The organism is Microbacterium sp. NPDC055521 (genome assembly GCF_053619695.1).
Window position 1 is genome coordinate 333,875 of record NZ_JBSHJX010000002.1, and the last position, 16,612, is coordinate 350,486.

A 16,612-nucleotide genomic window follows, 5' to 3' on the forward strand; every position below is an offset into this window, starting at 1 on the left:
TGACTCCGAATCAAGATCTTTTCGCCGCTGTGCCGCGAAGCGCCTTCGACACACCCGGCAAGAGCCGCGGGCTGATCGATGTCGTCCGCTGGCGCTATCTGCTGGCACTGCTGGTGCGTACCGGCGTGACCACTCGGTACCGCAACTCCGTGCTGGGCTGGACGTGGTCCTACGTACGGCCAGCCGCCCAGTTCCTCGTCTTCTGGGTCGTTCTCGGCGTCTTCATGGATCTGAACCGGGGCATCCCCAACTACGCGGTGTACCTGTTCTCCGGGATCGTCGTGATCAACCTGTTCTCGGAAGCTTTCAAGAACGCCACGACGTCGATCGTCGGCAATGCGGCGCTCGTGCGGAAGGTCTTCCTGCCACGACAGCTCTTCGCGGTATCGGCCGTCCTGGTCGCTTTCGTGCACTTCCTTCCGCAGCTCGCTCTGCTGCTGCTCGTCTGCGTGCTGATGGGCTGGGCTCTACACATCTCCGTGCTCGGAGTGCTGGCGATCTTCGGTGCTGTCGCCCTGGTCATGCTCTTCGCGCTGGGCACGGGCCTGATGTTCGGCGCGCTGAACGTCCGGTATCGCGACTCGGAGAACATCGTGGAACTTCTCCTGCTACTGGCTACCTGGGCTTCGCCGGTGCTCTACTCGTGGACGCAGGTGCAGAGCGCTCTGGTAGGTGGGCTCGGATTGCCGTCGTGGCTGCTTCAGGTGTACCTGCTCAACCCGATCACGCAGGCTGTCGAACTGTTCCACTACGCGCTGTGGCGTCCCGCGACCGAGGGATTCGTGGGCGCCGTCGGCTACGACGGCCTCCCGATGATGGACGTGCCGCCCGGATTGGGCATGAACACCCTGTGGACGTTCGCCATCTCGATCGCGGCGCTGCTCGTCGGCCAAGCGGTCTTTCGCAAACTCGAAGGAAGGTTCGCGCAGGATCTATGAGTTTCGACATCTCGCAACGCCCCAGCATCATCGCAGAAGGCGTCTCCAAGACCTTCCTGCTCAATCACGCCTTCTCCTTCAAGGACACGCTCGTGTCGTGGGTACGGCGTCGCAAGACGACGACGCCGTTCGAAGCGCTCAAGGGAATCGATCTCGTCATCGGCGAAGGGGAGGCGGTGGCGGTTCTCGGGCGAAACGGCTCGGGTAAGTCGACATTCCTCAAGCTGGTGTCCGGGGTGATGGCGCCTGATGGCGGGGTGCTGTTGACCCGAGGCAGAGTGGCGGGGCTGATCGAGGTGGGAGCGGGGTTCCACCCGGAGCTCTCCGGTCGCGAGAACGTCTTCCTCAATGCGGCGATCCTCGGGATGAAGCGCACGGAGATCGAAGAGCGCTACGACGAGATCGTGGCTTTTAGCGAGATCGAGGAGTTCATCGATCAGGAAGTGAAGCACTACTCCTCGGGCATGTTCATGCGCCTGGCCTTCTCCGTCGCGATTCATGTCGAACTCGACGTCCTCCTCGTCGACGAGATCCTGTCGGTGGGAGACGCGCAGTTCCGTGAGAAGTGCCGTCGAAAGTTCGCCGAGCTCATTGACGCGGGCAAGACGCTGGTCGTCGTCAGCCACGATTCGGACATCGTTCGCGAACTGTGCACCCGCGGGATCGTGATCGACAAGGGGAAGATCGTCTTCGACGGCGCGGTGAATCAAGCACTCGCGATGGTCGAAGGATGATCCTCGCCTGGATCAGTTCCATTCCCGCGGTGCTCGCAGCTGCGGTTGTCGTCTTCGTGCCGGGGTGCCTCGTCCTCTGGGGATTCCGGCGCGTCCGGGGTCTCAGCCTGATCGCTCTGGCACCAATCGCGTCCGTGGCGATGTTCGCCGTCGCAGCTCTGCTGCTCGGATTGCCGTCCATCGGATGGTCGGTCGCTTCTTTTGCGGGAACGCTCCTGGTCATGGCGCTGGCGGCATGGGGTCTCGGGCAGCTATTCGGGCCTCCACGCGTCGACGCAGCATCCCCGCGATCGGCACGCTGGCTGCTGCCTGTCGGCATCGCTCTTGGTGTCATCCTCGGCGCCTGGCGCCTGATCTCGTACATCCAGGATCCAGCGGGGATCTCACAAACGAACGACTCCGTGTTCCACATGAACGCGATACGTCATGCGCTCGACACGGCTGACGTCTCATCGCTGCACCTGACTTCAGTGATCGGCGGAACCGGCTTCTATCCGGCGGCGTGGCATGCGCTGGTGTCGATGACGGTCCTGCTCAGCGGGACAGACATTGCCGTTTCGGTCAACGCCATCACACTGATCGTCGGCGCGGCCGTGTGGCCGCTCGGCATCGCCTGGATGGTCCGCGTGATCACGCGCTCGGACCGGATCGCCGCGCTTGCCGCTGTGATGTCGCCGGCGCTGCAGACGTTCCCGCTCCTGATGTTCCAGTGGGGTGTGCTCTTCCCCAACGCCCTCTCCGTCTCCCTGCTCCCCGCGGCGGTTGCTGCAGTGATCGTGTCAGCGGACTTGTACGATCCCGCGCATCGGCTGAGGTCCAGTGGGCGCATCGCGTTGATCATCGCGATGACAATGGCAGCGCTCGCACTGTCGCACCCCGCCGCGCTCCCGATATGGGGACTCATGCTGGTCATCTGGTTCACTGACCGGATGCTGCGTGCCGGCGCCCGCCCCACGACGATCGCGGCGGCGATCGCGGCATGGCTGCTGCTCGCGGGCGCCTGGTACCTCATGACTCGCGGGACCGACGGAGCGCACTGGCCGCCTTTCCGGGGAAAGGTGGAAGCCTTGCTCGAGGTCGTGGTCAACGGGCAGCTAGGAATCGCACCCGCCTGGGTCATCAGCGCCTTCATGGCTGCGGGGCTTGTGGTCGCGCTTCGCGCTGAGGCCTGGAGATGGCTGGTCGTGGTGTGGCTGGGCTTCTCCGCACTATATGTCTTGGTCGCCGCAGTCGGGATGCCGGTCATCCGCGACGTGCTGCTGGGCCCCTGGTACGCAGATCCGTATCGTCTCGCCGCTCTCGCCCCGATGGCGGTCATTCCCCTGGCCGCCATCGGCATCGACCGGCTCGCGCGCGTGATCGTCGGCCGCGGGCGCGAGGTAGCTACCAACCGTCGTCAGATCGTCGTGGCGATGGCCGCGGCAGCCGTCGCGATGAGCGGGATCACGTTCTGGCGGCCAGTTCCCATGCCCGCCTTCCTGCAGGGAACCTTCGACACGGACTCCCGGTACCTGACCACATCCGACAGCTACCTCAGCGAAGACGAAAGAGCTCTTCTTGAGTCACTCGACGACTACGTCCCCTCTGAGGCACGGGTCATCGCGAATCCCTCGACGGGCGCAGCGTTCGGGTATATGCTCAGCGGTCGCGACGTGTATCCGCGAACGTGGACACCGCCGAAGACCGCTGAGTGGGACGTGATTGCGGAGGAACTGCGCGATGTCTCCACCGAGCCCGCGGTCTGTGACGCCCTCGCAAGCATGGGAAGCCCAGCCTACGTACTGGACTTCGGCGAGGGAGAGCTGGGCCCTGGTCGCTTCGTCATGCCCGGTCTCACGGATTTCGCCGGCCGTCCCGGTTTCGAGCTGGTGGCAAAGCGAGGCGACGCGTCGCTGTGGCAAATCACGGCCTGCGAAGACTGACCCCGGCTCATTCACCGCCGTTCGGTTCGCCGGTCGCGTCGGCTCTCGGTGCAGACGTCAAGGCGACGTGCCGGACGAGCAGCGTCAGCTGACGCTGTTGGGTGAGGTTCCGACGGTACTGGGTGTACACGAAGGCGAAGAAGACGATCACCAGGGCGTACAGAAGAAGGTCAGCGCCCCTGCCCACTCCGATGAGCTGGGCGAACGCGGTCAACCACTGCGGGAACAGAATCGCGAGAATGGCCGCGATGACGAAGAGTCCCATTCCGATCCGCCGGATCGCGAGGTGGCTGTCGGCTCCTGTGCGACGCATCATGATCAGACCGAGTGCCGCGACTGCGGCGATGAGTACAAGCTGAATCCACATGATTACCTCACGATCAGGTCGAACAGGATGTTGACGGAGTTGAGGACGCTCTGCCCCTTGGACTTCGAGTAGTCCGTGTAGAGAAGTTCGACCGGGTACTCCCGCCAGGGAAGTCCGGTCCGTCCGAGGTCGAGAACGATCTCTGTGGCGTGGGCCATCCGGTCCTGCTTCAGGTGCACGCGACGGGCTGCGTCCCTCCTGATGACTCGCAGACCGTTGTGTGCGTCCGTCAGCTGGAGTCCCGTGGACATGTTCGTCACCCAGATCGCCGTCTTGAGAATCACTTTCTTGATCCAGCCGGGGTTGGTGCGGTCGTCGAGGAAGCGAGATCCGAAGACGACAGCGAGATCTGACTCGCGAGCAAGGCCCAGCATGGCCTGCGCGTCCTCGACCCTGTGCTGCCCGTCCGCGTCGAACGTGACGATGTACTCACAGGAATCGTGCATCAGTGCATATTCGATCCCAGTCTGGAGCGCGGCGCCCTGCCCTCGGTTAACGGAATGCCTGACCAGAAGTGCTCCAGCGGCGAGAGCGGCTTCGGGCGACGCATCCGTCGAGCCGTCGTCGACGCAGACCACATGCGCGAAGTGCTCGCGCAGAGAACGCACCACCTCGCCGATCACGGAGACTTCATTGAAGAGCGGAATGACGATCCACGCGCTGGAGTCCACAACGGGTGTCGGCCGCTGGCGCGGCGTCTCGTCGTCAGGTATCGGAGAGGTGTGCGTCACGCCCCCATTCTCTCAGGTCTGCCGAGTCAGCCGCGCTGGCGGCGGCAGCCGAAACGTGCAGCGTCGCGCGACCGGTAAACTATGCGGGAATAGCATTGCTCGCTCGAGCCATGATGGAGAAGGTTGATCAGTGTCAGCACATGATTCCGTGCGGGTCGTCGAAACCGCAGATGTCTCGCCCGAGGCCACCGTCGGCGCAGGAACCTCCATCTGGCACCTGGCCCAGGTGCGAGAGAGCGCTCATCTGGGCGAGAACTGCATCATCGGGCGAGGAGCGTACATCGGCACTGGCGTCCTCATGGGGGACAACTGCAAGGTTCAGAACTACGCACTGGTCTACGAGCCGGCAAGGCTCGGCGACGGAGTGTTCATCGGACCGGCCGTCGTGCTCACCAACGACACCTATCCGCGGGCCATCAATGCCGACGGCAGCCAGAAGAGCGCTCACGACTGGGAGCCGGTCGGAGTCATAATCGAGCGAGGAGCCGCCATCGGCGCACGCTCCACCTGCGTTGCTCCCGTGACGATCGGAGCCTGGGCTACGGTAGCTGCCGGTGCCGTCGTCGTCAAGGACGTCCCCGCCTACGCGCTCATGGCCGGCGTGCCCGCTCGCCGCATCGGCTGGGTCGGAGAGTCCGGTGTGCCGCTCGTCGCCACCGGCAACGATGGGATCTGGACGTGCCCTACGACCGGCGACCGATTCATCGAGACCAACGGAACATTGACCAAGGAGACCGTGTGAGCGAGTTCATTTCCCCCGCCAAGCCCATCATCGGCGATGAGGAGCGCGCAGCCGTCGATCGCGTGATGCGCAGCGGCATCGTCGCACAGGGTCCCGAGGTCGCGGCGTTCGAGCAGGAGTTCTCCGCGCACTTCGTTCAAGGCCGCCCCTCGGTGGCGGTCAACTCCGGCACGGCCGGCCTGCACCTCGGGCTTCTGGCCGCAGGTGTCGGAGCGGGCGATGAAGTCATCGTCCCGTCGTTCACCTTCGCGGCGACCGGCAACTCCGTGGCGCTAACCGGAGGCACTCCGGTGTTCGTCGACATCGAGCCGGAGACCTTCACCCTCGATCCCGCGGCAGTAGCCGCCGCGATAACCCCGAAGACCAAGGGCATCCTGCCGGTGCATCTCTACGGTCACCCCGCACGCATGCGCGAGCTCGAGGCGATCGCAGCCGAACGCGGTGTCGCGCTCTACGAAGATGCGGCCCAGGCTCACGGCGCCTCTCTCAACGGGCGTCCCGTGGGCTCCTTCGGGGAGTTCGCGATGTTCAGCCTCTACCCGACCAAGAATATGACCAGCGGCGAGGGCGGCATGGTGACCACGGCGACCGCCGAGATCGCCAGGCAGGTCAAGCTGCTGCGCAACCAGGGCATGGAGCGCCAGTACGAGAACGAGGTCATCGGCTTCAACGCGCGGATGACCGACATCCACGCCGCAATCGGTCGCGTGCAGCTGACGAAGGTCGACGCCTGGACGAAGACCCGTCAGGCGAACGCGGCCTTCCTCGACGCCAACCTGCGCGGTGTCGTGGTGCCGCCCGTCGCCGACGGCGCCGTACATGTGTACCACCAGTACACGATCCGGGTGCCGGAAGACCGCGACGGGTTTGTCTCTGCCCTCAAGAACGAGCACAACGTGGGTGCCGGTGTTTACTACCCGATCCCGAACCACCGGCTGCCGTCGCTGGAGCGGTTCGCGCCGGGCCTGCACCTTCCCGAAACTGAGCGCGCTGCGCGCGAAGTCGTCTCGCTGCCAGTGCACCCGTCGCTGAGCCAAGGCGAGCTCGACCGCATCGTCGCCGCCGTCAACACCGTCGCTGGAGCGGGCGCCTGATGGCCGGGCAGCTGCGGGCCGGACTCATCGGTCTCGGCGTGATGGGGCGCAACCACGCACGGATTCTCGCGCATCTGGACGGGGTGGATCTCGTCGGAGTGTATGACCCGGCCCCGGGTGTGCCTTCGACCGTTCATGGGAGTCCCACCTTCGACGACCTCGACCGCCTGATCGACACGGGGCTGGACTACGCCGTCGTGGCCGCCCCGACGGTCTATCACCTGGACCTGGCGACTCGTCTCGCTGAAGCCGGCATCCACGCCCTGGTGGAGAAGCCTCTCGCCTCCACCTCCCCAGACGCAGAAGCCATCCGCACGATCTTCGCCTCGAAGGGCCTGATCGGCGGGGTCGGGCACATCGAGCGTTTCAACCCAGCCCTGCGGGCCGCGCGTCAACGCATCACCGATGGTCTTCTGGGAGAGATCTATCAGATCACGACCCGGCGGCAGGGGCCCTTTCCTGGACGTATCGCCGATGTGGGTGTGATCAAGGATCTCGCATCGCACGACATCGATCTGACCGCATGGGTGGCGCAACAGCCGTACGTGTCGGTCAACGCACGCACGACTCACCGAAGTGGGCGTCCGCATGAGGACATGGTCGTGGCCGTCGGGACCCTTGCGAACGGCGTCATCACCTCGCACGTCGTCAACTGGCTTACGCCGTTCAAGGAGCGCACGACGATCATCACGGGTGAGAAGGGCGCGCTGGTGGCGGACACCCTCACTGCAGATCTGACTCACTATCAGAACGGCACCATCGTCACTCAATGGGATCAGGTGTCGGCCTTCCGAGGCGTGACCGAGGGCGACATGACGCGGTTCGCCCTCGACCGCCGCGAGCCGCTTCTCGTCGAGCACGAGACGTTCCGGGACGCCGTGATCACTGGCGACACCACGGAGATTGTCTCCCTTGTCGAAGGCCAGCGCATCGTCGAGATCGCGGAGCAGATGGCCCTGGACGGCGTGTCCCACCGGCGACGCTGATGCCACCACGTTTCCGGGCCATCCGCTCCATCCCTCGCCGATACCTCGCTTGGTATCGGCGAGTGCGCGCGGGACTCCCGAAGCTGTACACACCGCCCGTGACCGAGATTCCTCACGTCGATCGGTCCGCGTTCCATCGTTCGGGTTACCCTCTGCACGACGTGGTGGTGCTTCCCTACGAGCACCAAGGCATGGACTACGTGAAGGGCGACGTCATCCTCGATCTTTTCGACCCGGATGTCGAACTGGATGAGGAAGGCGTCGCGCTCTGGCGCGCTCCCGATGGCACACTTGCCCATCATCCGGTCACGGTGACGCAGTACGCACTTGCGGCCCTCGGAGCGTATGGACGGACGGGCGATCGCCGATACGAGAGCAGAGCGCTGGCAGGAGGTGCGCGGCTTCTCAAGCTGGCGGACGAGGTCGACGATGTGCTCTGGTTCAGCTACCGCTTCCCACACACGTACTACGACGTGACCATGCCGGTTCCCTGGTGGTCGGGACTGGCACAAGGGCAGGCGCTCTCGCTGTTCACGCGGCTTTGGCAACGCTACCCCGATGATGAGCGCTGGCAGCGCGCAGCCGTCGGTACTTTCCGGAGCTTCCGGGCCTGGCGCGCACTCGGCGTCCCGTGGATCACCACCATGGATGCCCATGGGTATCTGTGGTTCGAGGAGTACGCGGCCGACGTCGAACCGCTGCTCGTCGTCAACGGGCACGTTTTCGCGCTGTACGGCCTGTACGAGTACGCCCGCCACACCGGCGACAGCCATGCGCGAGATCTCTTCGACGGCGGCGCGACTACCGTCCACCACTATCTCGACACGTTCCGTGTACCTGGGGGCGTGTCGTACTACTGCGTGAGAGAGGGCTACTGCCAGCGCCCGGAATGGCAGAACGCCTCCTACCATCCGATCCACATCCAGCAGCTGACGATGCTCGGAGAGATGACCGGAGACGATCACTTCACGGAAGCAGCGCGAGCGTTCGCACTCGACGCCTGATCAGCCGTCGACGCGGGGCGCACCGCCGGCGGCCCGGCCGCGTGCGGCGGAGTCCCCAGCACCTGCCGTGCATCTCCGCAACGATCAAAGCGAAGTCGGAGTCAGGCGAGGCTCGACTTGGTCGCCGGCGAGACGCGCGCCTACTGCGACCGACATCCCACAGGGCCGCAGTGAAGCTCACTGACCGCGCTTGATCACGCCTCCCTGGAACTTCTGCTCGCACACGCCACCAGCGCACGTCATGGTCGAGATGGGCCAGCCGAGGCGTCCCGCGGAGCCTCCCTCATCGAAGTAAGCGCGACGGATGCTTCCGCTGACCACGAACGATCCTGCCTTGGACGCATAGATCGATGATTGGTTGCTGAAATCCTGGGCCGTGCCGCCGCCGTTCTGGGGATAGCTGTATACCTGCCCAGCAGGCCACCCCAGCGTCCCCTTCGGACCTCCCTGCGCGTGATACGCCAGGTCCACGCTCGAGCCGACCACTGCCGCCTTGATGCTCTCCGAAACATAGAGGACACCGAACTGGAACTGCTGGCGGCAGATCCCGCCGGTGCAGCTTGCGACCGAAACGGGCCAACCGAGCGCTCCGGCGGCACCGCCCCGGTCGAAGTATGCGCGCCGAAGGACTCCGTTCACTGCGAATGCACCGGCCGATGATGAGTAGATCGACGCCGACGCCGAGAAGTCCTGGGCTGTTCCGCCCCCGTTCTGGGGATAGCTGAAGGTCCGGGAAGCGGGCCAGCCCAACGCGCCTTTGAAACTGCCGAGTTCGACATAGGCTTGATGCAGCTTGCCCATGACGCCGAACGCTCCGGAAGGACCCGCGTAGACAGCTCCAGACTGGAAGGCCTGAGTCACGCCGCCGGTCACGGCGACTGCCGCCGCAGTCGGCCAGCCGAGTGGTCCCACAGCGCCTCGCTCAGCGAAGTAGCCCTTGCGAACCTGACTTTCGACGATGAAGGCGCCTGCCTTCGACGCGTAGACCGATTTCGTGCCCTGGAAGTCCTGAGCGGTTCCGCCGCCGTTCTCTGCGTAGTAGAAGGTTTTCGTGGTGGGTGCACCCAGAGAGCTGCCCCGCACAGACTGCCAGAGCTGCAGTATGGCTCCGGAGACCGGGAACCCCTCACCGTCGATCCTGATCGCGCCGCCCTGGAACGACTGCTCGCATACCTTGTCCGCGCACGAGGCGCCGGAGGTCGGCCACCCGAGCGGTCCCGCGGCACCGCCTTGGTCGAAGTACGCGCGTCGCATCACGTTCGAGACCGCGAACGCGCCCGACGAAGAAGCGAAGATCGACGACGAGTTCTGGAAGTCCTGGGCGACCCCGCCACCGTTCTCCGAGTAGGTGAAGATCCCCGAGGTGGGCCAGCCTAGGTCTCCCGATGCCCCGCCGCGATCGAAATACGCCCGCCGGATCGCGCCGGTGACCGGGAAGGCGCCCGCTGCCGAGGCATAGATGGATGCAGAGTTCTGGAAGTCCTGAGCCGTCCCTCCGCCATTCTCGGAGTAGGCGAAGAGGTCGGAGGTCGGCCATCCCAGAGCTCCGGACGCTCCGCCTTGGTCGAAGTACGAGCGCCGGATGGCGTCCGCGACGGGGAACGCCCCCACTGAAGAGGAGAAGATGGACGTCGAGTTCTGGAAGTCCTGGGCTATGCCCCCGCCGTTCTCCGGGTAGCTGAAGATGCCGGAGACCGGCCAGCCGATCCTGCCAGCAGGGCCGCCGTTTCTCATCAGGGCGACATGGATCTGCGCGGACGTCGTGTTAATCGACGACCCCGAGTCGTAAATGCCACCGAACTGGAACATCTGCGAGCAACGCGCACCCGAGCACGACGTCGAGGTGGTCGGCCAGCCGAGCGACCCCGCCGAGCCGCCCATGTCGAAGTAGCCCCGCCGAACTCGGTCGACGGTCCAGTAGGCGCCGCTGGCGGACGAGAAGATGCTCCCCTTCTGGAAGTCCTGCGCCTTGCCCCCGCCGTTCTGCGGATAGGTGTAGACGCCGGGAAGCGGGTATCCCAGTGGACCGATCGGGCCACCTGACTTCCGGAAAGCCGAGTCGATGTCACCCAGCACCACCGTTGCACCTGTGCCGATGCTCCAGTAGATCGAGCCCTTCTCATACTGGGGCCAGCAGTTAACGGCAGTGTTGGGGCAAGAGAGCCCGGAGACACCTGCACCGAGCACGGCCTTGCCGCCTGCTGCGACATAGGCCTCGTCGATTCGCGGCTGTCCGCCGCCTTGCGTGGAACCGAACCAGTCGGTGAAGTAGTTGTAGAAGTTGCGGTTGCCGTAGCTCGAGCACGAGTCACCCGTGCCATAGCCGGCGCGCATGGCCGCCGCGTTGGGCTGGTACGGGGTGTAGTAATACAGGGCTTCCGTCGCCTTGTTCGCGATGTAGACCGGTCCGGTGCCACACCGCTCACGGTCCGGGTGGTACTGGATCTGCCAGGTCTTGCCCGCCTGGTACCACTGGAAGTAGCGCCCTTCCATGTAGATCTGCATCTGCCGCGCGGCGCCGTAGATCTGGTGGAAGAACCCGACGAACTTGGGGTCACATGGCGCGGTATCGGGGCACGCCTGACCGAGCGCCGCGTCGTAGCGCCATTTGCTCGGCCATGTGTGCGTGATGAGCCCCTGCTCCTTCTGAAGCATCACGATCAGCACCTGTGGGTTGATACCGCAAGCCTGCGCGACACGATGGATGATCCGGGCAGCTGACTCGCCCCTCGCGCCCATATAGCCCTTGCAGTAGACGTCTGCGGGCCGATTAACCGAGTCGGACTTGTAGTCTTTCAGGCAGGTATACCCGGCCTGACACGTTTTCACCTTGGAGTTGAAGAACGTCTGGATCTGCGCCTCGGTCATGGTCGAGCGATCAGTGAAAACGGCGTCACCGATGATATTGCCGGGGTCAAAACCAGCCAGCGACGTCTTCATCGGCCCGCTCCCGGGTGCTGTCGACGCGGGTACCACGCCAGCGGCCGAGCCCGTGCGGGCGACACTCGCTGCGACCGAGGACACGGGAGTCGCGCCCGCGGAAGCAGGCACAGCTGTGCCCACGACAAGACCGAGAACGGCGAGCAGCGTCGCCGTCCAACGGCCGATGTGCGAGACCCGTCGGGGGCGGGATCCACGAAGATGCATGTGAACAGTGTGGCGGAAGTTGCGGCATGATGCCAGCGAGGCGACATACTGGCCGATCCTTACCGGCGTGTCCAGCGACTCGGAGCTGACTCTCAGAGTTCCGCGTGCAGCGCCCACACACGCTCGGCGGAGCTCGCCCACGAGAACGCACGGGCCCGGTCGGCGCCGAGCACCCGCAGCCGCTCGCGCCCCGAACCGAGCGCATCGATGAGCGCATCGTCGAGCCCAGCGGAGAGCACGACCGCTCCCCCGTCTGCGACCACGTCTCGGTGCACTCCCGAATCCACCGCCACAACAGGCACGGCGAGTTCCATCGCCTCGATCAGTCGCCAGGGCCAGACCGAAGCCGGCGAGGTCGCGACGACGGCATCCGCTCCCGCGAGCAGCGCTGCCCGCGACGGGTCGTCGAGCTGGCCCGCGATGCGGAGGCGATCTTCACCCAGCCCGGCAGCGCGGGCCAGTTCGAGCAGCGCAGCCTCCGCGCCGTCCGGGGCGTCGACGACCACGGCATCGACCTCGGCGCGCGCAGCCGCGCGGAACCCGTCCGCAAACGACTCGCCCTCGCCCGTGACCGCCACATAGCGCTGCGGCAGCAGCAGATCCGCGCGCAGCCGCGCTGCATCCGCCGGCGCGGCGAATCCGTTCGGCGCGGCGCCGGCGATCACGCGGATGCGATCACCGAGGGGGGCGATCTCACCCAGCCGTTCGGCGATCGCATGTGAGGGCACGACCACGGCATCCGCATGCCTGACGGCTCTCTTGAGCATCGCGCGCTGCCACACGACACTCGTCTTCGACAGCGTCTCCGGAGCCTCCCACGCGCACAGGTCCCAGAGCGTGACCGTCGTCTGGTCGTTGTCGTGCAGTCGATCGTGACGCACCAGCGGCGCGAGCAGGGTCGGCGAATGGATCAGCCCGCCCCCGACACCGACCGCGATGCCCATCTGCCAGGCGGCGGCCAGCTCACGCCGCGCGAGCGGCAGGGTGCGCACCTCGCGCAGACCGGCGATCGACGCCTCCGCGCCGTTCGGCACGATCCCAGAGACGACGCAGCCACGGGGCGCGGTGCGGATCAGCCCCTGAGTCAGCCCTCGCGCCGCACGCGCCAGATCGGCGTCCACGCCCACCTGGTCGATGACGACACGCAGCTGCACAGTCATGACTCCAGAGTAACGGCGGCATCCACCGCCCCCAGGAGCCTCTCCGGAGCGCAGCAGAGCGCTCTGCATTCTCTCAGCTGCCGCACGAACCATGCCGAAGCGATGAGTCGACAGGCTCCTCAGCTCTCGAGCTCGAGCAGCTCCTTCTCCTCGACGAGTTCGAGTGAGAGCACCCGGTATCCCTCGGCGTCGAAGAACACGGTCATCCGATCCTCCTCGACAGACATCACAGTGCCACGGCCCCACTCCCGGTGCCGAACGACGTCGTCGACCCGGAACCCGCGTCCGTCTTCGACCTGCGTCTCTTCCCCGACATCGCCGACTACGCCCACCGCACAGGTGTCGCAGTTGCCGCACGGCTCGTCCAGCTCGTCACCGAAGTATCCGAGCAGCACCTGACGCCGGCACCGGCGCGTCTCGGCGTACGAGCGCATCATCTCGATCCGGGACTGGTCGATGCGCTCGCGCTCCTCGACCCGCTCGAGCGCATCCGAGACGGCCGTCGCCGGGTCGTGGGTGAGCAGCCGCACGCCGCTGCGGCCGATGCGCACATGCCCGGTGTCGGACAGCAGAGCGAGCAGCGCGGTCACGCGTCGGGCTGAGAGTCCGGATGCCTCCGCCAACTCTGCACGCCTGCGGGAGCCGCCGTCGAGGGCGCGCAGCAGCCGGCGGATCTCACCGCCGGCGGGCTTGCGTCCCGCGAAGTACTTCCGCAGCGCGAGATCCTCGGGACGGAAGTGCAGGGTCGCCTGGGCAGGCTCGCCGTCCCGGCCGGCGCGGCCCACCTCCTGGTAGTACGCGTCGACCGAATCCGGCGCATCGGCGTGCACCACGAAGCGCACGTTGGGCTTGTCGATGCCCATCCCGAATGCCGAGGTCGCGACCACGACATCCAGCCGGTCGTCGAGCAGATCCTCGTGCGCCTGGGCCCGCGACTTCGCCGGCATACCCGCGTGATAGGCGGCCGCGCGCAGACCGCGCTCCTGCAGCTGCTGCGCGTACTGCTCGGTGTCGCGTCGCGTCGCCGTGTACATCAGGCCCGGCTTCGGCAGCTCGACGACCTCGTCCACCACCGCGGCTCGCTTGTCGGCATCGCGGGTGTGCCGCCGCACGGTCAGCGTGATCTCGGGTCGGTCGAGCTCGCCGATGCTCTCGAACGGATCGCGCAGCCCGAGCCGCCGCGAGATCTCGGCGCGCACCGGCATCGATGCCGTCGCCGTCAAAGCCATGATCGGCGGGCGCCCGAGGCGCTCCGCGACGGCCCCGAGCATCAGGTAGTCGGGTCGGAAGTCGTGGCCCCACGAGGCGATGCAATGCGCTTCGTCGACGACGAACAGCGACACGTCCAGCTCGGCGAGCGCCGCCAGCACCCCCTCCTTCGCCAGCTGCTCGGGCGCGAGCAGCACGAACTCGGCCTGTCCCGAGCGCAGCATCCGCCACGCCTCGCGCTTGCGGCGCACCCCGCCCGCGGAGTTGAGCGCGACCGCGGCCGGCGCATCCGGCGCACTCTCGATGCCGACCAGCTGATCCTCCTGCAGCGCGATCAGCGGCGACACGACGACGGTCACGCCTTCGCGCAGCGTCGCGGCGATCTGGTACATCACCGATTTGCCGTACCCCGTCGCCAGCACCCCGAGCACATCGCGGCCGGCCACCGCGGCCTCGATCGCGTCCCGCTGGGCAGGCTTCAGCTGGTTGATTCCGAAGGACTCGCGGGCGACGCGGTCGATGTCGTCTGGGATCACACCTTCATTCGATCGCAGGAATCCCATCCATGCGACGGGGTTGCGTGCGGGTGCCGTGCGGCTCTAAAGAGTCAGGGCGTGGGAGTCGCGGTGGGCGTCGGCGGGTGCAGCGCCTGCTGCACCATCTCGTGGATCTGCGCGAAATCCGGCTCGTGCTCGTCGACCCCGAACTCGGGAGTCAGCTCGATCTGCGCGACCGGCTGCTCCTTCGCCTTCATGACCAGGTCGAAGAACTCCGGCAGCTTGTCACGCGGCATGTCCGTCTCGATCAGCGCCGTACCTGCAGCCGCGATCTCGTTGAACCGGCCCAGCACGTTGCGCGGCGTGAACTGGTCGAGGATGGCGACCTGCAGCTGACGCTGGCGCTTCATGCGATCCCAGTCGCTGGTCGTGTAGCGCGAGCGGGCGTACCACTGGGCGGTGTCGCCGTCCATATGCTGCGCTCCCGGCTCGATCCAGCCGGTCGCCCACTCCTCGGCGGGCTCGCCGGGATACGACGGACCGCCGCCCTTCGGCAGCCGCTCGGTGACCTCGATGTCGACGCCGCCGAGCGCATCGATGAGCTGCGCGAACGCGTTCATGTCGGCGAAGACGTAGTACGGGATCTTGATGCCGAGCACACCCTCGGCCGCGTCCTTGGTGGCCTCGATCTCGGGGGTGGATCCGTGCGCCGCGGCATCCGGGTAGAGGCCGGCGCCGTCGTCGTCACGGCACACCTGCACCGCGTTGGTGAGCTGGTTGATGCCGGGGCCCCAGCCGCACTTGCGGTCGTCGTGGCCCTCGAAGTAGTTGCGGTAGTCGAATCCGACCAGATCGGGATCGCGCATCGGGCTGTCCTTCGCGAACGGCACATTGGGCATGTCGCGCGGGATGCCGGTGATGGTGACCGCGCCGGTGCCGGCGTTCACCGACACGACCGAGATGCTGTCGAATCGCATCGAGTCGCGCCCGTCACCGCTGTCGGCGCCGAGCAGCAGGATGTTGTAGTAGCCGTCGCTGGGCGGCAGGCTCGGCCCGCTGCTGCCGAAGATGGTGCCGATGGCACCCCGACTGGATGCCGTCACGGTCGACGCGTAGACCGCCGACGACGCGGCGAGCGCGAGCACCAGAACGGATGCCACCGCCATCGCCCACCGCGAGAAGACCGGCACCCGCACCAGACGCACCACGCGCAGGGTGTCGACGGTCAGCACGATCCACAGGATCGCGTACCCGAGCAGCAGCGCCTGCACGAGCGTCAGGGCGAACCATGACAGCGGTCCGGTGACGAACCACACCAGCGCATCCTGCGCGAACAGACCCATCCCCGCGCCGACGATGAGCAGGAACCACCCCAGCAGGGTGGCACCGAGTCCGAGGCGCCCCAGACGGCGGTTGCCGGCGAGCACCTGCGCCGAGCCCGGGATGAGAGCGTTCAGCGCCACGAGCCACCATCCGCGACGGCCCATGACGGCCGCGTCAGCGGTGTCGGGGTGCCGCAGCGGCCGGGTCTCGATCAGCGGCCGACCGCCTCGCGCCGGGGCGTGCGGTGCGGCCAGGGTCACAGCGAGTCCTTCAGCCGCTGGTTCTTCTGCTCGACCTGCTGCTCGAGGTCGCGCGCGTACGCCTCGACGCGATCGGCGAGCTCGCCGTCGGATGTGCCCAGGATGCGGGCGGCGAGGATGCCCGCGTTGCGGGCTCCGCCGATCGAGACGGTCGCGACCGGGATGCCTGCGGGCATCTGCACGATCGAGAGCAGCGAGTCCATGCCGTCGAGGTAGGCGAGCGGCACCGGCACGCCGATGACCGGCACCGCGGTGACCGAGGCGAGCATGCCGGGCAGGTGCGCCGCTCCCCCAGCTCCGGCGATGATCGCCCGGATGCCGCGGCGGCGCGCCTCACGCCCGTAGCTCATCAGCTTGTCGGGCGTGCGGTGCGCCGAGACGACCTCGACCTCGTGCGGGATGCCGAAGTCGGTGAGCGCCTGGGAGGCGTCGCTCATCACGCGCCAGTCGGAGTCGGATCCCATGACGACCCCGACCAGGGGCGTGCTCGAGGAGTGC

14 protein-coding genes are annotated in these 16,612 nt (G+C 66.4%); 7 read left to right on the plus strand and 7 right to left on the minus strand.

Annotated features, from left to right (window positions below; all coding sequences use genetic code 11):
- Positions 1–29 precede the first annotated feature (29 nt).
- From ACWGSM_RS03450 to ACWGSM_RS03460, 3 genes are read left to right on the plus strand one after another with little or no spacing between them, the layout of a single operon-like run.
- The gene (locus ACWGSM_RS03450) at positions 30–938 is read left to right on the plus strand and encodes an ABC transporter permease (RefSeq protein ID WP_452321594.1); all 909 of its coding nucleotides are present in this window, start codon (positions 30–32) and stop codon (positions 936–938) included.
- Positions 935–1,672: an ABC transporter ATP-binding protein gene (locus tag ACWGSM_RS03455; RefSeq protein ID WP_452321595.1), complete on the plus strand. Its 738-nt coding sequence runs from the start codon at positions 935–937 to the stop codon at positions 1,670–1,672. Before ACWGSM_RS03450 ends, ACWGSM_RS03455 begins: the two co-directional genes overlap by 4 nt.
- Positions 1,669–3,594, plus strand: coding sequence for a DUF6541 family protein (locus ACWGSM_RS03460; protein WP_452321564.1), 1,926 nt, complete (start codon positions 1,669–1,671; stop codon positions 3,592–3,594). Before ACWGSM_RS03455 ends, ACWGSM_RS03460 begins: the two co-directional genes overlap by 4 nt.
- 7 nt (positions 3,595–3,601) lie before the next feature.
- Here the strand turns inward: ACWGSM_RS03460 and ACWGSM_RS03465 are convergent, their stop codons facing one another.
- Both ACWGSM_RS03465 and ACWGSM_RS03470 read right to left on the minus strand, forming a co-directional pair.
- Entirely contained in the window at positions 3,602–3,961 is a 360-nt protein-coding gene (locus ACWGSM_RS03465; RefSeq protein WP_452321565.1) for a DUF2304 family protein, read from the minus strand.
- A gap of 2 nt (positions 3,962–3,963) precedes the next feature.
- Complete coding sequence (locus ACWGSM_RS03470) at positions 3,964–4,692, minus strand: glycosyltransferase family 2 protein (RefSeq protein ID WP_452321566.1); 729 nt, start codon at positions 4,690–4,692, stop codon at positions 3,964–3,966.
- 130 nt (positions 4,693–4,822) lie between these two features.
- On the opposite strand from ACWGSM_RS03470, the gene ACWGSM_RS03475 reads away from it, so the two are divergent.
- The 4 genes from ACWGSM_RS03475 (at position 4,823) to ACWGSM_RS03490 (ending at position 8,518) form a co-directional block, all read left to right on the plus strand.
- Positions 4,823–5,434, plus strand: coding sequence for an acyltransferase (locus tag ACWGSM_RS03475; protein ID WP_452321567.1), 612 nt, complete (start codon positions 4,823–4,825; stop codon positions 5,432–5,434).
- Complete coding sequence (locus ACWGSM_RS03480; RefSeq protein WP_452321568.1) at positions 5,431–6,528, plus strand: DegT/DnrJ/EryC1/StrS family aminotransferase; 1,098 nt, start codon at positions 5,431–5,433, stop codon at positions 6,526–6,528. Before ACWGSM_RS03475 ends, ACWGSM_RS03480 begins: the two co-directional genes overlap by 4 nt.
- Positions 6,528–7,514, plus strand: coding sequence for a Gfo/Idh/MocA family protein (locus ACWGSM_RS03485; RefSeq protein WP_452321569.1), 987 nt, complete (start codon positions 6,528–6,530; stop codon positions 7,512–7,514). Before ACWGSM_RS03480 ends, ACWGSM_RS03485 begins: the two co-directional genes overlap by 1 nt.
- A 98-nt stretch (positions 7,515–7,612) precedes the next feature.
- Positions 7,613–8,518 carry a D-glucuronyl C5-epimerase family protein gene (locus ACWGSM_RS03490; protein WP_452321570.1) on the plus strand — a complete coding sequence of 302 codons (906 nt, stop codon included), beginning with the start codon at positions 7,613–7,615 and terminating at the stop codon, positions 8,516–8,518.
- 177 nt (positions 8,519–8,695) lie between these two features.
- Here ACWGSM_RS03490 and ACWGSM_RS03495 read toward each other — a convergent pair whose 3' ends face one another.
- From ACWGSM_RS03495 to purE, 5 genes are all read right to left on the minus strand, one after another.
- A complete protein-coding gene (locus ACWGSM_RS03495; protein ID WP_452321571.1) occupies positions 8,696–11,458 on the minus strand; it encodes an LGFP repeat-containing protein in 2,763 nt (920 codons plus the stop codon).
- Between the two features lie 299 nt (positions 11,459–11,757).
- Positions 11,758–12,825 (minus strand): glycosyltransferase, encoded by a 1,068-nt coding sequence (locus ACWGSM_RS03500; RefSeq protein WP_452321572.1) that lies wholly within the window; start codon positions 12,823–12,825, stop codon positions 11,758–11,760.
- Between the two features lie 119 nt (positions 12,826–12,944).
- Positions 12,945–14,570 (minus strand): RecQ family ATP-dependent DNA helicase, encoded by a 1,626-nt coding sequence (locus tag ACWGSM_RS03505; protein WP_452321573.1) that lies wholly within the window; start codon positions 14,568–14,570, stop codon positions 12,945–12,947.
- Between the two features lie 71 nt (positions 14,571–14,641).
- On the minus strand, positions 14,642–16,114 hold the full coding sequence (locus ACWGSM_RS03510) for an LCP family protein (protein ID WP_452321574.1): 1,473 nt from the start codon (positions 16,112–16,114) through the stop codon (positions 14,642–14,644).
- Positions 16,111–16,578 carry a 5-(carboxyamino)imidazole ribonucleotide mutase gene (purE, locus tag ACWGSM_RS03515; protein ID WP_452321596.1) on the minus strand — a complete coding sequence of 156 codons (468 nt, stop codon included), beginning with the start codon at positions 16,576–16,578 and terminating at the stop codon, positions 16,111–16,113. The genes ACWGSM_RS03510 and purE overlap by 4 nt, the downstream gene beginning before the upstream one ends.
- Positions 16,579–16,612: the final 34 nt, after the last annotated feature.